This window comes from Gilliamella sp. wkB7 (genome assembly GCF_001693435.1).
GTDB lineage: Bacteria > Pseudomonadota > Gammaproteobacteria > Enterobacterales > Orbaceae > Gilliamella > Gilliamella apicola_N.
On sequence record NZ_CM004509.1, the window covers coordinates 1,634,751 to 1,652,739 of the forward strand.

The 17,989-nt window shown below is 34.3% G+C and carries 14 protein-coding genes; 1 reads left to right on the top strand and 13 read right to left on the bottom strand.

Translation table 11 applies throughout. The features are described from left to right. The 11 genes from deoR to miaB form a co-directional block, all read right to left on the bottom strand. Positions 1-762 (bottom strand): DNA-binding transcriptional repressor DeoR, encoded by a 762-nt coding sequence (gene deoR, locus A9G17_RS07105; protein WP_065738125.1) that lies wholly within the window; start codon positions 760-762, stop codon positions 1-3. 53 nt (positions 763-815) lie between these two features. After that, a complete protein-coding gene (deoC, locus tag A9G17_RS07110) occupies positions 816-1,481 on the bottom strand; it encodes a deoxyribose-phosphate aldolase (RefSeq protein WP_065738126.1) in 666 nt (221 codons plus the stop codon). A gap of 244 nt (positions 1,482-1,725) precedes the next feature. Continuing rightward, a complete protein-coding gene (gene frr, locus A9G17_RS07115; RefSeq protein ID WP_065738127.1) occupies positions 1,726-2,283 on the bottom strand; it encodes a ribosome recycling factor in 558 nt (185 codons plus the stop codon). Positions 2,284-2,313: 30 nt separating this feature from the next. Next, the gene (gene pyrH / locus A9G17_RS07120; protein WP_025316834.1) at positions 2,314-3,048 is read right to left on the bottom strand and encodes a UMP kinase; all 735 of its coding nucleotides are present in this window, start codon (positions 3,046-3,048) and stop codon (positions 2,314-2,316) included. Between the two features lie 122 nt (positions 3,049-3,170). Further along, on the bottom strand, positions 3,171-4,031 hold the full coding sequence (tsf, locus tag A9G17_RS07125; protein ID WP_065738128.1) for a translation elongation factor Ts: 861 nt from the start codon (positions 4,029-4,031) through the stop codon (positions 3,171-3,173). 85 nt (positions 4,032-4,116) lie between these two features. Next, on the bottom strand, positions 4,117-4,854 hold the full coding sequence (gene rpsB / locus A9G17_RS07130; RefSeq protein ID WP_065738129.1) for a 30S ribosomal protein S2: 738 nt from the start codon (positions 4,852-4,854) through the stop codon (positions 4,117-4,119). Between the two features lie 833 nt (positions 4,855-5,687). After that, positions 5,688-6,869 carry a serine hydrolase gene (locus tag A9G17_RS07135; protein ID WP_065738130.1) on the bottom strand — a complete coding sequence of 394 codons (1,182 nt, stop codon included), beginning with the start codon at positions 6,867-6,869 and terminating at the stop codon, positions 5,688-5,690. 14 nt (positions 6,870-6,883) lie between these two features. Further along, positions 6,884-7,990 (bottom strand): peptidoglycan glycosyltransferase MrdB, encoded by a 1,107-nt coding sequence (gene mrdB / locus A9G17_RS07140; RefSeq protein ID WP_065738131.1) that lies wholly within the window; start codon positions 7,988-7,990, stop codon positions 6,884-6,886. 2 nt (positions 7,991-7,992) lie between these two features. Next, the gene (gene mrdA, locus A9G17_RS07145; RefSeq protein ID WP_065738132.1) at positions 7,993-9,930 is read right to left on the bottom strand and encodes a penicillin-binding protein 2; all 1,938 of its coding nucleotides are present in this window, start codon (positions 9,928-9,930) and stop codon (positions 7,993-7,995) included. Positions 9,931-9,948: 18 nt separating this feature from the next. Continuing rightward, positions 9,949-10,968 (bottom strand): PhoH family protein, encoded by a 1,020-nt coding sequence (locus A9G17_RS07150; protein WP_065738133.1) that lies wholly within the window; start codon positions 10,966-10,968, stop codon positions 9,949-9,951. Positions 10,969-11,444: 476 nt separating this feature from the next. Then, positions 11,445-12,872 carry a tRNA (N6-isopentenyl adenosine(37)-C2)-methylthiotransferase MiaB gene (gene miaB / locus A9G17_RS07155; protein ID WP_065738134.1) on the bottom strand — a complete coding sequence of 476 codons (1,428 nt, stop codon included), beginning with the start codon at positions 12,870-12,872 and terminating at the stop codon, positions 11,445-11,447. Between the two features lie 571 nt (positions 12,873-13,443). Here miaB and A9G17_RS07160 point away from each other — a divergent pair. Then, entirely contained in the window at positions 13,444-14,709 is a 1,266-nt protein-coding gene (locus tag A9G17_RS07160) for an N-acetylmuramoyl-L-alanine amidase (protein WP_065738135.1), read from the top strand. 44 nt (positions 14,710-14,753) lie between these two features. Here the strand turns inward: A9G17_RS07160 and rsmG are convergent, their stop codons facing one another. Both rsmG and mnmG read right to left on the bottom strand, forming a co-directional pair. Then, entirely contained in the window at positions 14,754-15,353 is a 600-nt protein-coding gene (gene rsmG, locus A9G17_RS07165) for a 16S rRNA (guanine(527)-N(7))-methyltransferase RsmG (RefSeq protein ID WP_065738136.1), read from the bottom strand. Then, positions 15,331-17,223: a tRNA uridine-5-carboxymethylaminomethyl(34) synthesis enzyme MnmG gene (gene mnmG, locus A9G17_RS07170; RefSeq protein WP_065738137.1), complete on the bottom strand. Its 1,893-nt coding sequence runs from the start codon at positions 17,221-17,223 to the stop codon at positions 15,331-15,333. The genes rsmG and mnmG overlap by 23 nt, the downstream gene beginning before the upstream one ends. Positions 17,224-17,989 lie beyond the last annotated feature (766 nt).

Below are 17,989 nucleotides of genomic sequence, written 5' to 3' on the forward strand. Positions count from 1 at the left end.
TTAATACATTAATCCAATGTTATTTTCTTTAAAATAAGAGATATATTGCGATTTTGGCGCTCTATCAGTGATAACTAAATTAAATAAACTAAGATCGCCAATTAAAGCGGGTTTAACTTGATTAAATTTAGTATGGTCGGCGATCAAAATATTCGTAGAAGATTTTTGTATTGCTTTGTGCTTCATGCTAAGTTCATCAAAATTATAACAAGTAACACCTTGTTTAAAATCAATGCCAGCAGCTGAAATAAAGGCTTTATTAGGGCAGATAGTATCTAATTGGTTATGCTGATTGATACTGGTAAATATGGCATTATTAATATGATAATTGCCCCCACATAAAATAATTTTGCAGTTAGGCTTATGTTGTAATGCTAAAAAAGCATTGAAAGAATAACAAATGGCGGTAAACGATATTTGATCATCAATTGCATCAATGATAAATGGCATAGTCGTGCCACAATCGAAAAAAATTGTATCATTTTCGCTTACTAATTGGCTCACCAGTTTTGCAATATGAAGCTTTTCTTTGACCTGTTTATCTTGCTGATCGGATACAAAATATGTGGCGATAGAATGACGAGCTTGATTAACAATATAACCACCAAGAACCGTCAATGAGGTTGGTAAATGATTAAGATCACGACGAATTGTCATTTCAGATACAGCGAGTAATTGTGCAGCATCTTTTAAGTGAATTTTATCCATCGTTTTTAAGAGTTCAATAAGTGCATTTACTCTTTTTTGTGGTTGTGATTGCATTGCTATTCCATAAACAGCAATAAGCTACCTGATAAAGGTAGCTTAAAGGTAAATTAATAGTTACCTGACGATGTTCCGTTACCTGATACGATAGCGATGCCTGCGCTTGCACCTAATCGTGTTGCGCCAGCTTCAACCATTTTTTCAGCGGTTGCACGATCGCGAATACCGCCAGAAGCTTTAACACCCATTTTATCACCGACGGTTTCACGCATCAATTTAACATCTTCAACCGTTGCACCCGACACACTAAAACCTGTTGAAGTTTTAACGAAAGCGACGCCGATCTCTTTACAGATATTGCAAACTTTTACAATTTCGTCTTTGCTTAATAAGCAGGTTTCTAAAATCACTTTCAATGGTACATCACCACATGCGTTAAACACAGCTTCAATATCATTTTTAACGGCTTGCCAATCGTTGCTTTTTAACCAACCAACATTGATAACCATATCAATTTCTTGTGCGCCCGCTTTAACCGCCATTTCAGTTTCAAACGCTTTGGCTGAAGTTAACATTGCGCCAAGTGGAAAACCAACCACTGAACACACTTTTACATCACTGCCTTTTAATAAGCTTGCAGCTAAAGGTACATAGCCTGAATTAACGCAAACAGAATAAAAATGATATTCTTTCGCTTCATCACAGAGTTTACGAATTTGATCTTCTGTCGCATTCATCGCCAGTAAAGTATGATCAATATACTTTGCATAACTCATAATGGGATCCTTAAATTATGTTAATAATGATGTCTAATATAAATATTATTGTATGTAAATGAATAACAATGTTATAAAAATAACAAACATGGGCAAATATTGTTATTTTAGTAACATTATATACTTAAATTATGATAATTTAAAATCAAGATAATGGTTAAAGATGATCAATTTAGTTGAAAAATACCAAAAAAAACGCCCAGTTAAAAACTGAGCGTCTTAGCGATAAAATTATAATTTGAGATTAAAATTCCATTAGCTCTTTTTCTTTATCAGCAAGTACTGAATCTAATTTCTTAATTGCAGTATCGGTTGCTTTTTGAATTAAATCTTGTGATTTGCGTTCATCATCTTCAGAAATTTCTTTGTCTTTTAACAATGCTTTAATTTGATCATTGGCATCACGACGAATATTACGAATTGACACACGACCTTGTTCAGCTTCATTACGCACAATTTTAGTTAAATCACGACGGCGTTCTTCAGTCAATGGAGGCAATGGTACACGAATTACCGTACCTGCTGATGCTGGATTAAGTCCTAAGTCTGAAGTTAAAATTGCTTTCTCAATTAGAGGTGTTAATGATTTATCAAAAACAGTAATTGCTAACGTTCTGGCATCTTCCGCAACCACATTAGCTAACTGACGAAGTGGTGTTGGGCTACCATAATATTCAACCATAATGCCATCTAATAAACTTGGCGATGCACGGCCTGTTCTAACTTTAGAAATATGAGTTTGAAACGCATCAATACTTTTTTCCATGCGCGTTTGCGCTTCTTTTAAAATCTCATTTAACATAATAAAAACCTTATATTGAAATAAAAAAGACTAACAGCTAACTGTTGCCTGATTATTAATTAATGTCCCTTCTTGTTCACCTAAAATGACTCGACGTAATGCACCAGGCTTGTTCATATTAAATACACAAATAGGTAAATTATGATCGCGCGCTAGGGTAAAGGCAGCTAAGTCCATCACTTTTAATTCGTCATCTAACACTTTTTCATAATTTAATGTTTTATACAATGTGGCCGTTGGATCTTTAACAGGATCGGCTGAGTAAACACCGTCAACTTTAGTTGCCTTTAAAACCACGTCAGCTTCAATTTCAATACCACGTAAACATGCAGCAGAATCAGTTGTAAAAAATGGATTACCAGTACCAGCAGAAAGAATAACGACTTTACCATGACGAAGCAAGCTAATCGCTTCAGTCCAACGATAATCATCACATACACCATTTAAAGGAATGGCTGACATTAAACGCGCATTAACTTCAATTCGGTGCAACGCATCACGCATAGCAAGACCATTCATTACCGTTGCCAACATTCCCATATGATCGCCAACAACACGGTTCATTCCTGCTTTAGCAAGACCCGCACCTCGGAATAGATTCCCCCCCCCGATAACGACAGCAACTTGAACATTCATTTCAATCAGTTCTTTAATTTCTTGTGCCATACGATCAAGAACGGTTGGATCGATACCAAAACCTTCGTCACCTTGTAGTGCTTCACCACTGAGTTTAAGTAAAATTCGTTTATAGAAAGGGGTTGCCATATGAAGTCTCACTATTCGTTATTTCGATACTTAATTACCTGACAAGCTATACTTGTTAGCAGTAATTTTAAAATATTTTGTAGATAAACAAAACCGCCTTAACGGCGGTTTTTATGAAACAATTAAGATTGTTTCGACATCGCAGCAACTTCGGCTGCAAAATCAACTTCGACTTTCTCGATGCCTTCACCCACTTCAAAGCGGATAAATTTAGCTACTGTCGCTTTTTTCTCTGCTAATAAATCACCAACTGTTTTGCTTGGATCCATAACGAATGGTTGACCAGTAAGTGAAACTTCACCAGTGAATTTACGCATACGGCCTTCAACCATTTTTTCAGCGATTTCACGTGGTTTACCAGATTGCATAGCGATATCAATTTGGATATTACGTTCATGTTCAACCACATCAGCAGGAACATCGCTTGGGCTAACATATTCTGGTTTGCTTGCGGCAATGTGCATAGCAATATGTTTAACTAATTCTTCATCACAGCCACTGTTTGCAGCAACTAAAACGCCAATACGGGCACCATGTTGATAACTACCAACAACGTCACCAGCAATTTCTTGAACACGACGAATACCGATGTTTTCACCGATTTTAGCAACTAAAGCTGTACGCTCTTCTTCAAATTTTGCTTGTAATGCAGCAAGATCGGTTAAGCCATCATTTAATGCTGCTGTAGCAACTTTTTCACTAAATTCTAAGAAACCAGCGTCTTTAGCAACAAAGTCAGTTTCACAGTTGATTTCTAAGATTACACCTGATTTTTTATCAGCAGCAATTTTAGAAATAATTACACCTTCAGCAGCAACACGACCTGCTTTTTTAGCCGCTTTTGCTTGACCTGATTTACGCATGTTGTCGATAGCAAGATCGATATCGCCATTCGCTTCAACTAATGCTTTTTTACATTCCATCATACCTGCGCCAGTTCTTTCGCGCAGTTCTTTTACCATAGAAGCGGTAATTTCAGCCATTTTTAAATCCTCTAGTTAACCATTGTGATGATTGTCATTAGAATGGGTCGATATTTATTATCGACCCTGAAAATATTTGAGTTTATTACTCAGCTGCTGGAGCTTCTTCAACGAAGCTTTCTTCAGATACTGGAGATTGGTTTTGCTCACGACCAGAACGTACTGCTTCAGCTACTGCATTTGCATATAATTGAATTGCACGAATCGCATCATCATTACCAGGAACGATGTAATCAACACCATCAGGATCTGAGTTAGTATCAACAACAGCAATGACTGGAATACCTAAATTGTTAGCTTCTTTGATAGCGATATGTTCGTGGTCTGCACCAATAACAAAAATCACATCGGGTAAGCCACCCATATTTTTAATTCCACCCAAGCTATTTTCTAATTTAGCCATTTCACGAGCACGCATTAATGCTTCTTTTTTGGTTAATTTGTCAAATGTACCATCACTAGCTTGTGTTTCTAAATCTTTTAGACGTTTGATTGATTGACGTACTGTTTTCCAGTTAGTCAACATACCACCTAACCAACGGTGATTTACATAGTATTGCCCACAGCTTTCAGCCGCTTGTTTAATCGCTTCGCTAGCTGCACGCTTTGTACCAACAAATAAAATTTTACCTTTACGAGCGGCAATCTTGTTTAATTCAGCTAATGCTTCGTTGAATAAAGGAACTGTTTTTTCAAGATTGATGATGTGAACTTTGTTACGAGCACCAAAAATAAATGGTTTCATTTTTGGGTTCCAATAACGAGTTTGGTGTCCAAAGTGTACACCCGCTTGTAACATATCGCGCATTGATACTGTAGTCATGATTTCCTCATTTTGACGTTGGGGTTATGCCTCCACATATCCGCTTTATCCGACCTATTTGTACTAAACAAAAGGCACCCCGGCAAAGAGTAATGATATGTGTGTGTTATAACGTTAATTAATAATTAAATTTAATGCCATTTATTCGCATTAACTTTTCAAAAAGATAATGCAAAAAGTAGCGCGCGTTTTATACCACATTTAGGTAAATATTACTAGCTTTATTTAAAGCTAATGTTGATTAGATTACATTCTGGCTATCCACTTTCTATTTTTGTTGTTAATTTACCTTTTGAAAGGTTTGAAAATTAATTGTACAAAAAAGAATTTGGGAAGTTTTGTAAAAATTATTCAGGAGTCTATACCATTTCAACTTTTATTTGTGTTTTAATTCAATATTAAAGAAATTAAATCATTTATCTGTTATCTGTTATCTGTTATCAATTAAATTTAAAATCACATCACAAAATATCAATAAGTTACCTATTAAAAGATATCTGATTGCTAACCTAAAAAAAGAGTTTTAATAAAATAATCATTCGAATATTAACAAGATATTTATAATCCTTTCATTATAAGCTAAGAGATAACTAAACAGCTGGGTTATGACTATCCATCCCAGTTGTGCTTACATATTGGCTATTATCTAATGATAAAATAATGGCAGGTAATCTATGTAACAGAAATCTAGTTGAATTTAACTAGAAAGTTGAATAAAAGTAAGTGAGAAAAAGCAAGTATATATGAAAATAGGCGATTAAAAATTTATAAAAATACAAATTAGCATCATAAAAAAGGGCTTTAATAAGCCCTTTTTTAAATAACAATCAGAATTAACTAAATAGCTTATTGAATTGAAGAGCGATCCAATCACAGATTGTGCCAAAAAATCCGCTTTCTTGTACATCTTGTAAAGCGACTAATGGTTGTTCATTAATTACCTTGCCATCTAATAAAAATTGCATTTTACCAACACTGGTACCTTTAGTGATTGGCGCATAAATATAATTATCAATGGTATATTGTACTTGTACATCGGCAGCACGTCCTTTTGGTACAGAAACGTAAGCACCATCAATTGATCCCAATGAAATTTTATTTTGATCACCATACCAAATGGTTTCATTCACTAATGAACTATCTGCTTTAACAGGATTGGCCGTTTCGAAAAAACGGAATCCCCAAACTAATAATTTTTTACTCTCTTCTTCACGACCTTTAAAAGTGCGACCGCCTAATACTGCTGAGATTAAACGGGTATTTCCATCTACAGCAGAAGCAACTAAATTATAACCGGCTGCATTAGTATGCCCAGTTTTAATTCCATCAACATTTAATGTCGTATCCCAAAGTAAACCGTTACGATTTAATTGCGGTTTAGAGAGATTATAAGTAAATTCTTTTTCTTTATAGATAGCGTATTCATTTGGTAGATCGCGAATTAACGCTCGCCCTAAAAATGCCATATCTTTGGCCGTTGTATATTGTCCTGGCGCATCAAGCCCATGTACGGTTTCAAAATGGGTATGCTCTAATCCAATTTTTTTAGCATATTCATTCATTAAATTAACAAAAGCACCTTGGCTACCAGCAACATGTTCGGCCATGGCAATACAGGCATCATTACCAGATTGAATGATAATACCTTTATTTAGATTAGCAACTGAAACGGTTTTCCCCACTTCTAAAAACATTAATGATGACCCTTTTAGTACAGGGTTTCCCGTTGCCCAAGCATCTTTGCTTACAACAACCATATCATCATTTTTTATACGACCAGATTGCAATGCTTGCCCGATAACGTAACTGGTCATCATTTTAGTTAAACTGGCTGGATCGCGTTGTTGTTCCGCATTATATTGCGCTAAAATTTCACCCGATTTGGCATCAATTAAAATATATGCCTCTGCATTTAACTGTGGAATAGCAGGAATAGGAAAAGCCATTTCAGCTGACGCAGTTGAACAAATCGCGAGTGCTAAAAACGCGAAAGATAATTTAAATTTCTTTTTCATTTATTTGAATTCCGTTAAATGTTTTTAGATAACATGTATCGATGTGTATGAATAGACATCATAATGCCAAAACTTGCCATTAAAACGACTAAAGAAGAGCCACCATAACTTATTAGCGGTAATGGTACACCAACTACTGGTAAGATGCCACTGACCATACCAATATTAATAAATACATACACAAAAAAGACTAAAATTAGCCCACCCGATAAGATTCTGCCAAAGGTTGTTTGAGCTTGTGAAGCAATAATTAATCCACGAATAATTAAACATAAAAATAGAATAAGTAGAACGATTGTGCCAACAAAACCGAATTCTTCTGCAATAACCGAAAAAATAAAATCGGTATGTCTTTCAGGTAAAAATTCTAATTGCGATTGAGTGCCACAAAGCCAACCTTTACCCCAGATCCCTCCCGACCCAATCGCTATTTTCGACTGGATGATATGATAACCAGCACCACTAGGATCGAGTTCAGGATTAAATAACATTAAAACTCGAAGTCGCTGATAGTCATGCATTAAGAAAAACCACATAATCGGTAAAAAAGCAGCAATTAAAACAACAGCAACCAGAATAAATCGCCAATCAATTCCAGCTAAAAAAATAATAAAAATACCAGACATGACAATTAAAATAGCCGTACCTAAGTCAGGTTGCATCGCTACAAGTAAGGTAGGCACACCAATGATGGCCAATGTCTGTAAAGTTGTTTTTAGTGGTGGCGGACAACCATCACGATGAATGAATTTTGCCACCATTAATGGCACGGCTATTTTGGCTATTTCTGAAGGTTGAAAGCGTAAAATCCCCAAATCTAACCAACGCTGTGCCCCTTTACTGGTATACCCAAAAATATCCACTAAGAGTAATATGATAATACAAATTACATACAGTGTTGGCGCCCATGTTTCATATGTTCTAGGTGAAAACTGTGCAAAGACAATCATCACAATAAAACCTAATACGATTTGAATGACGCGTTTTTCAATCATATCGATATCTTGGCCAGTTGCACTCCAAAGAATATAGAGGCTGTAGCCAAGTAATAAGGTAATAAATAGAAAAAATAGCGGATCAATATGTATCTTTTGCCAAAAAGATTTTTTGATATTACTCATAATTAATCTTCAGTTCCTGTATTTGGTGATGATTCATCTAACTCGGTTGAATTATTACCAAGAAGGTAAAAATCTAAAATTTTTCGTGCCACTGCACCGCCGTTTGAGCTTCCACCCCCACCATTTTCTAAAACAATAGCCAAAGCAATTTGGGGTTTATCATAAGGCGCGTAAGCAACAAACAAGGCATGATCACGTAAATGCTCAGGAACCTTATGGGCATTGTAAACTTCATCAACTTTTAACCCATAAACTTGTGCGGTCCCCGATTTACCTGCGGCTTGATATTTGGCATCAGCATAAACTTTACGAGCCGTTCCTCGCGAACCAAACATAACACGATGCATACCTTCTTTAGCAAGTGCCCAATAACTTGAATTAACATCAGATAAACTATTATTTTCTAAATATTTTTCAGGATTAATTATCGGTTGTTGCTCATTGGAATTTATAATGTCGCTCTTTTTATATAATAAAAAGTGCGGGGTATAAGTTTTACCATTATTGATTAATATGGTTAATGCTTTTGCCATCTGTATTGGGGTTGCGGTCCAATAACCTTGACCAATACCAACAGGAATTGTATCCCCTTGTAGCCAAGATTTTTTATGGCGTTGTATTTTCCATTCACGGCTTGGCATAACAGCACGGCTCTCTTCATTGGTTGAAATATCAATCCCCGTTCTTTCACCAAAGCCAAATTTAGTCATCCATGCATTTAAGCGATCAATGCCCATATCATAAGCAACCTGATAAAAATAGGTATCAACGGATTCTTCAATTGCTCTTAATACATCAACTTTGCCATGTCCCCATTTTAACCAATCTCGATAACGTCGCTCGGTTCCTGGTAGTTGCCACCATCCGGGATCGTTAACTACGCTTTTTGATGTAACAACACCTTCGCTTAAAGCAGCAATCGCAATATAAGGTTTGACCGTTGAAGCAGGTGGGTATGAACCAAGTAACGCTCGGTTATAAAGAGGCTTATTAGGATCGTTAAGTAAGGCTTTATATTTATCACTCGATATCCCTCCTACAAATGGGTTAGAATCATAAGTAGGACTTGAAACCAAGGCTAAAATTTCACCATTGTTAGGATCGATAGCGACTACCGCAGCTTTACGACCCGCTAACAATTGTTCTATATAAAGTTGTAACTTAAGATTGATGGATAAATAGATATCCTCACCAGCTTGAGGTGGATGTTGATTAAGTTGATTTACAATTCGTCCTCGACTATTAACTTCTACTTTTTCATAACCTGGGATGCCATGTAATACATCTTCATAATATTTTTCAATTCCCATTTTACCGATATTAAATGTAGCGACATAATTACTGCTTTTGTTTTCCTCGTCTAAACGTTGTTTATCTTGGCTGTTAATTTTGGAAATATAGCCAATAATATGAGTTAATGATGCTCCATATGGATAATAACGATGTTGTATTCCAACAATAGAAACATAAGGAAAGCGATGCTGGTCAACAACAAAATGAGCTATCTGTTGTTGAGTTAAATTATCTTTTAATGGGACAGGGCGATGCGCTTTATAATTTCGACGTTCCTTTTGAAAATTTTCAATATCTTCATCAGTTAAATCAACAATAGCTTTTAACTGATTAAATTGTTCATTCAGGTTTTTGACTTTATCAGGAATAATATTAAGTTGATAAGTGATATTGTTAATGGCTAATGGCGTACCATTACGATCATAAATCATACCACGACTGGGCGCAATAGGAATAATTTCAATACGATTATTATTAGATTTAGTACTGTAATAACTAAAATTAGCAATCTGAAGATCAGCTAAGTTAGCAAGTAAAACTAATAATAATAAAATAATTACAATAAAAGCAAACAGTGCTCGTCGCAAAAACAAATTGGTTTCTGCCGAGTGATCACGAATATTGCCTTTCTTTTTGTTACTTGAGATAGGGATAGTAATACTCCTTTAAACACTTTTAGCAGCCTGCTGCTGTTCTTCTTCCCATTTTTGATAAGCATTAACGATTCTGGCAACGACTGGATGACGAACCACATCATCACTATTAAAAAAGTTGAAACTAATTTCATCAACTTTACTTAATACTTCTATAGCATGACGTAAGCCAGATTTTTGATTACGAGGGAGATCTATTTGGGTAACATCACCCGTTATTACCGCTTTGGAATTAAAACCAATACGGGTTAAAAACATCTTCATTTGCTCGATAGTCGTATTTTGACTTTCATCAAGAATAATAAAAGCGTCGTTAAGTGTGCGTCCACGCATATAAGCAAGTGGTGCAACTTCAATAATACTTTTTTCAATGAGTTTTTCAACTTTTTCAAAACCGAGCATTTCAAATAAGGCATCATAAAGAGGTCGTAAGTAAGGATCCACTTTTTGACTTAGATCTCCAGGTAAAAAGCCAAGTTTTTCACCAGCTTCAACGGCAGGACGAGTTAATACAATTCGACGAATTTGTTGTTTTTCTAACGCATCAACAGCTGCAGCTACAGCTAAATAAGTTTTACCCGTTCCTGCTGGACCAATACCAAAAGTGATATCATAATCCAATATATGCGCAACATATTGTGCTTGATTAGGGGTTCGCGGTTTTATAACACCACGCTTAGTTTTTATCATAACTAATTTACCTGCTTGGTTATGAATGTATATTTGTTGTGGATGTTCACTTATTTTTTCCAGTGCGCCTGACTCTTTTATGGCTAAATGAACCTGCTCAGATTCAATTTCTACAATTTTATTTTTGCTTATGGTATTTTTATAAAGAGACTGTAAAATATCCTCTGCAGCTTTAACACAGATAGCATTACCTGTTATGGCAAATAGATTGCCTCGATGATTAATTTCAATACCTAATCGACTTTCAAGTTGTTTAATATTGTCATCATAAGGACCACAAAGGCTATTAAGCCTATTATTATCGGCTGGTTCAAGTACAGTTTCGTGTGTAATAATATCCAAAATTAAGTCCCTCTTAATAGTAATTTAATCATTAAGACGCTGTTCACATAAAGAACAATTTTCCACTTCTTTTAAACATCCATTTTATAACGGTACAACCAACAATATTACCTAATACAATATCATTAACGTTTTTTTTAGATTGCTGTTTATCAAACCCTTGCGATTTTATATTATTTACTAACATTATAATTGGCATGTCGCTTCTTTTATTCTTTTTCAACATAACATGTTGTTTGTTATTTAAATGTTAGCGATATTTATTCTAGTGCTTTATAAGTATAATCAGAATTAAAATGATTGTATTTTATATGTTTTCTTAATGTTTCATAACTAAAAATAGGGATAAAAAAGTAAAATATTTAGCTACTTTTATTTAAGTATATTGTTGTTTTCATCACTAATTATTTTCCTTTCATCCCTATTTATATATTAATATTTATATATTAATAAGTTAGTTAAATAACTACTTTTTATTATGGATGATAAATTCCCACCCCTAAATCATTTTCTTTACGAGTGCGAGATATTACAGACATTGGTGATTGACTCACTCGTAAATCCATTTCATCTTCGGTTCGAACCACTTTACCGCGTAATGAATTTGGATAAACATCGGTAATTTCAACATCAACAAATTTTCCAATCATATCAGGATAACCTTCAAAATTAACAATACGATTGTTTTCCGTTCTGCCGGTTAATTCCATCAAATCTTTTTTAGATGGACCTTCAACTAAAATACGTTGCACTGTATTTAACATACGACGGCTAAATTGCATTGCTTGTTGATTAATACGTTCTTGAAGAATATACAGACGCTGTTTTTTCTCTTCTTCTGATACGTTATCTTCCATTTCTGCAGCAGGTGTACCTGGACGAGCAGAATAAACAAAACTATAACTTAAATCGAAATTCACATCAGCAATGAGTTTCATGGTTTGCTCAAAATCTTCTTGCGTTTCACCAGGAAAACCGACAATAAAATCCGAACTTATTTGAATATCAGGACGTACTTTACGTAATTTGCGAATAATGGATTTATATTCAATTGCCGTATGAGTTCGTTTCATTAAATTTAATACTCGATCAGAACCACTTTGTACTGGTAAATGTAAAAAATTAACCAGTTCAGGCGTGTCACGATATACATCAATAATGTCATCAGTAAATTCAATTGGATGGCTAGTGGTAAAACGAATACGATCAATACCATCAATGGCAGCCACTAAACGTAATAACTCAGCGAATGAACAAATATCACCATCAAAAGTTGGTCCACGATAAGCATTAACATTTTGACCCAGTAAATTTACTTCACGCACACCTTGTTCAGCCAATTGTGCTATTTCATAAATAACATCATCACAAGGTCGACTTACTTCTTCACCACGGGTATAAGGTACCACGCAATAAGTACAATATTTGTTACATCCTTCCATAATAGAGACAAATGCTGTTGGACCTTCACTGCGAGGTTCAGGCAAACGGTCAAATTTTTCAATTTCTGGAAAACTAACATCAACAACATGCTGACCTTTACCACTACGAACTTGTTCTATCATCTCAGGTAAACGGTGAAACGTTTGTGGTCCAAAAATAATATCTACAAAAGGAGCACGTTTACGAATATGAGCACCCTCTTGAGAAGCCACGCAACCACCTACTCCAATAATAATATTAGGATTATGCTGTTTAAGATTTTTCCAACGTCCTAATTGGTGAAATACTTTTTCTTGGGCTTTTTCTCGAATAGAACAGGTATTAAGTAGTAGAATATCTGCTTCTTCGGCATTTTCAGTTAATGTTAAACCATGGGTAGATTCAAGGAGATCAGCCATTTTGGTTGAGTCATACTCATTCATTTGGCATCCCCATGTTTTTATATGTAATTTTTTGCTCATCAATAACTCAGCTATAATTAATTGTTAAAATGAAAACGGGTTTAAATCCGCGATTTTAGCGCCTCATATTGTAATCCTTTGTTATTGTAGGGTCTATAATAAAATAAAAAACGGTAAAACAAGATAATAGCTTATATTTTTTAATAAAATTTACGGCTATATTGCAGATTATCAATTAACTCTAGTCAAAATTTTCATAATTTCGACATAAAAGCTAATATTTGGTTAACTATCTATTTCTAATTAATATGATATATAGAAAAGAGATAACTAAAACAATGTTTAATTTAAAATACTAAGAGCAAATCACATAAAATTAACTTCATGTTGAATTTAAAGCAGTTTTTTTACATTATTATATTTATTAAAATGGATCTATTAATAAAAAAATAATAATAAATTAATAAGATAAATAAAAACCAGTTATTTATAAAGAAAAAATTTATCTAAAATAGCAAATATAGAAAAATCTTCTATCAAAAAAGCAGGCGAAGATGATAATGATTCTTTTTAAAAAATAAATATTTTATGTTATTATTCGCGGTCAATTGTTTCAGTAAATAGTTTAGATATGCCCAAAACACACAGTCCAACAAAGCGCCTATTAATTAAAGGTATCATTGCGACATGTTTATTATCTGTCACTCGTGTTGGCTTTGCCGCTACATTAGCAAAAGTAGTTGCAGTACGTGTTTGGCCCTCATCTACCTATACAAGAATGACAATAGAGACAAATACTCGTCTAAAATATAAATATTCTTTATTAAACAACCCAAAAAGGCTGGCTATTGATATCAATGATATTAATTTAGATACGACCTTAAAAAAGATATCATCAAAAGTGTTAAGTCACGATCCTTATATTAAATCGATAAACGTTATTCAGCTAAATAGCAAAACCGTAAGAATAATGGTTGATTTAAAACAGGATGTTAAACCAAATACTTTTACACTTCCACCGATTGAAAAATATAAGAATCGTTTAGTTATCGATCTTTATCCTTCTAAGGTTGCTTCAAATGAAGGTGATGATCCTTTACTTGCTCTATTAGAAGAATATAAAGATGGCGATCTTAGTAAAAAACAGTCTGAAATCAAAATTGATAATAATAAAAAGAAACCACCACAGAAGAAAAACACACAAAATAAAACACCACCAGTAATAGTTGTACTTGATCCTGGTCATGGTGGTGAAGATCCTGGGGCTATTGGTTTAAAAAAAACACGCGAAAAAGATATTGTTTTACAAATAGCTCGGCGTACTTACAATTTACTTAAGAAAGAGCCTAATATAAAAGTCTATATGACTCGTAATGAAGATGTATTTATACCTTTAAATGTACGAGTGGCGAAAGCTCGTTCTTTACAAGCGGATCTTTTTATTTCCATCCATGCTGACGCCTTTATTGATCGATCCGTAAAAGGATCAACTGTTTTTGCCCTATCAACTAAAGGAGCAAGTAGTTCAGCTGCTAGTTATCTGGCACAAACGCAAAATGAAGCCGATCAAATAGGTGGAGTAAGTCGCAGTGGCGATAAATATTTAGATAACACTATTTTAGATTTAGTACAAAAAACCACGCTTACCAATGGGGTAATTTTAGGTAGTTCAATTTTGAATCGCATGAAAAGTGTCAATAAATTACATAAACCATCAATTGAAAAAGCCGGTTTTGCGGTATTAAAAGCGCCTGATATTCCATCTGTTTTAGTTGAAACTGGCTTCATTAGCAATGCCGATGAAGAAAAAAAATTAAATACAGCTGCATTCCAGATCGAAATATCTACTGCTATTGTTAATGGTATTAAAGATTACCTGAAAAAACGTAAAAAATAAGCTTGTTAAGAAGTTTCAGGTAAGCTATACGTTTGAGTATAAAACTATTGAATAATAACTAAACTTCTCTCCGCGTCTAATTGTGGAACAGTAAGTTTAATATGTTGTTTAAGTGTAAAACCGACAGGAATAGCATCAATATCACTGCCTTTTAGGGCATAAAAAGCACCTTGTTGATTAGGCAGATGTTTACACCAACTAAGCATATCTTGCAAAGAAGCAAAAGCACGACTAATAACACCATCAAATTTTTTATCAGTATACTCTTCAATCCGGCTTTGCACTGGATTGATATTGGTAAGTTTTAATTCAAATTGTACCTGTTTTAAAAAACGAATACGTTTACCTAAACTATCAACCAGATCAAATTGCTTATCAGGATTAATAATGGCTAATGGGACGCCTGGTAGCCCAGGACCTGTTCCCACATCGATAAAAGATTGCCCCACTAAATAAGGCGACACAACTAAGCTATCCATAATATGTTTAATGAGCATCTCGTTTGGATCGCGCACCGCAGTTAAATTATAAGCCTTATTCCATTTATTAAGCATTTCAACATAGTGAACCAGCTGATCAATTTGCCGATCAGAGATCGAAAGATCCGTTTGATCAATAAGATTAATGAGTTTCTTTTTTAACATAATTCTTCTTTTTTAAATAAACTAATAGCATTGAGATCGCTGCCGGCGTAATACCTGATATACGTGAAGCTTGTCCTATTGATACAGGTTTATGCTGCTTTAATTTGGCAACAACTTCGTTTGATAAACCTGAAATTTCTGCATAATCTATATGATCAGGAATAAGTGTTTCTTCATTACGTTTTTGACGTTCAATCTCTTCTATCTGTAATTTTATATAGCCGTCATATTTGACCTGAATTTCAACTTGCTCAGCAGCTTGCTCATCAGACAGTCCAGGCGCAAAAAGTGACAGTGATTTTAAGGTTTGATAGCTCATTTCAGGACGTTTAAGCAGCTCTTCACCATTGGCTTCTTTGGTTAGATTAGCACTTAATACCGCATTTACTTCATCGATTGTTTCAATATGCGGGTGTACCCATATATCACGTAAACGCGCTCTTTCTTGCTCAATAGCTTCAAATTTTTCATTAAAACGTTGCCAACGATAATCATCAACCATACCTAATTTACGGCCAATTTCCGTTAAGCGAATATCTGCATTATCTTCACGAAGCATTAAACGATATTCCGCGCGTGAAGTAAACATACGATAAGGTTCATTGGTACCAAGTGTACAAAGATCATCAACCAATACTCCTAAATAAGCTTGATCACGCGTTGGATACCATTGATCTTGATCATAAACAAAGCGCGCGGCATTTAATCCTGCCAACATACCTTGAGCTGCGGCTTCTTCATAACCTGTAGTACCGTTGATCTGTCCTGCTAAAAACAATCCTTTGATCACTTTACTTTCAAGCGTTGGTTTGAGATCTCGAGGATCAAAATAATCATATTCGATCGCATAACCCGGTCTGACAATATTCGCATTCTCTAATCCTTTCATACTTCGTACAAAAGCAAGTTGAGTATCAAACGGTAAACTTGTTGAGATCCCATTTGGATAGATCTCATTACTGTCTAATCCTTCTGGTTCTAAATAGATCTGATGCGAATTACGATCCGCAAAACGCATAATTTTATCTTCTATTGATGGGCAATATCGTGGTCCAACACCCTCAATAATGCCTGTATACATAGGGCTGCGATCCAAACTATTACGAATGATCTCGTGTGTCGTTTCATTGGTGCTTGTAATATAGCACGGGATCTGTCTAGGATGTTCACTTGCTTTACCTAAGAATGAAAATACAGGTACAGGATCATCACCATATTGTGTACCTAATTGTGAAAAATCAATTGTTCTGGCATCAATTCTTGGTGGAGTACCGGTTTTTAAACGCCCCATTCTAAATGGATATTGATGCAATGCTTTGGATAGACCAATAGCAGCAGGATCGCCTGTTCGTCCACCACTATAATTATCAAGTCCTATATGGATCTTACCATCTAAAAACGTACCTGTGGTTAATACTACTGCTTTTGCTTTAAAAGAAACACCCATTTGAGTGACAACACCTGTGATCTGATCGTTTTCAATGATCACATCTTCAACTGATTGTTGAAATAACATCAAATTTTCTTGGTTTTCAAGTGTTGTTCTAATTACCTTTCGATATAAAGATCGATCTGCTTGGGCGCGTGTTGCTCTTACCGCTGGTCCTTTACTGCTGTTTAATATTCGAAATTGGATCCCTGCTAGATCAATAGCATGTGCCATTAATCCTCCCATAGCATCAATTTCTTTTACCAAATGACCTTTACCTATACCACCGATGGCTGGATTACAAGACATTTGTCCTAATGTATTGATATTATGGGTTAAAAGTAGTGTTTTTCGACCCATTCTTGCTGATGCCATAGCGGCTTCGGTTCCAGCATGTCCACCACCAACGATAATGACATCAAAAAGATCTGGATAAAACATAAAAAAGCCTCGTTTGTTATTTTATATATAGGTGATCAATTTTTTTGATCAAGTGATTTGGTTTTATTTAGCGTAAGGAATTTTACTCATCTTTTTTATTACGTCAAATGATCTATTTTGATCGTGATCTAAATTAAATAAGATCTTTTATATGATCTTTTTATTTTTATTACTATTAGTGTGGATCCTTTGTGTTGATAACTTTTATTTCTAATTATTTTATAAGATCTTATTGAAGAATAAACTCTGTTAATTGATCGGATCTTTTCCTGTTTAAGATTGTTGATAAATATATTACTTATCCACAACGAATTTATTTTTTTAGGTTGTTAATATGCTTATCACAGCTTATGATCCGGTTTTACCACAGAGTTATCCACAAAAAATAAGTTTGTTTGCTTAATTTTTAGCATTTTATTGAGTTATTTTTACACTTGGCAATATGATCTATTTTTATAATGTTGATTAAGGGATCAAATTAATAAGAGGATCTTTGAAAATATTTTTAATTTTTTAACTTAACGGAACTACTTTTAGATCAGAAAATATAGCTCAGGTTAATTCAATGATTTTATGATATATTAAAGTTTGTTTATAATAATATATAAAAATATTTGTGCTTAAATTATTTATTATAAAAAAACAAAATTAGCATGATGAAAATTGTGTAATGATATTTGAACGACTCAAAGTATTTTTATGTAATTGAACATAAGTTATTTTGTTCTTGATAAATAATGATAATGTGATTAGTTTGATACCAATA

Bases quoted from the DNA above. Each gene is read 5' to 3' on its own strand.
- A9G17_RS07135 (WP_065738130.1), bottom strand. From the start codon at position 6,869: ATGAAAAAGAAATTTAAATTATCTTTCGCGTTTTTAGCACTCGCGATT.
- deoC (WP_065738126.1), bottom strand. From the start codon at position 1,481: ATGAGTTATGCAAAGTATATTGATCATACTTTACTGGCGATGAATGCG.
- pyrH (WP_025316834.1), bottom strand. From the start codon at position 3,048: ATGGCAACCCCTTTCTATAAACGAATTTTACTTAAACTCAGTGGTGAA.
- frr (WP_065738127.1), bottom strand. From the start codon at position 2,283: ATGTTAAATGAGATTTTAAAAGAAGCGCAAACGCGCATGGAAAAAAGT.
- A9G17_RS07160 (WP_065738135.1), top strand. From the start codon at position 13,444: ATGCCCAAAACACACAGTCCAACAAAGCGCCTATTAATTAAAGGTATC.
- deoR (WP_065738125.1), bottom strand. From the start codon at position 762: ATGCAATCACAACCACAAAAAAGAGTAAATGCACTTATTGAACTCTTA.
- tsf (WP_065738128.1), bottom strand. From the start codon at position 4,031: ATGGCTGAAATTACCGCTTCTATGGTAAAAGAACTGCGCGAAAGAACT.
- mrdB (WP_065738131.1), bottom strand. From the start codon at position 7,990: ATGAGTAATATCAAAAAATCTTTTTGGCAAAAGATACATATTGATCCG.
- rpsB (WP_065738129.1), bottom strand. From the start codon at position 4,854: ATGACTACAGTATCAATGCGCGATATGTTACAAGCGGGTGTACACTTT.
- mnmG (WP_065738137.1), bottom strand. From the start codon at position 17,223: ATGTTTTATCCAGATCTTTTTGATGTCATTATCGTTGGTGGTGGACAT.
- rsmG (WP_065738136.1), bottom strand. From the start codon at position 15,353: ATGTTAAAAAAGAAACTCATTAATCTTATTGATCAAACGGATCTTTCG.
- miaB (WP_065738134.1), bottom strand. From the start codon at position 12,872: ATGAGCAAAAAATTACATATAAAAACATGGGGATGCCAAATGAATGAG.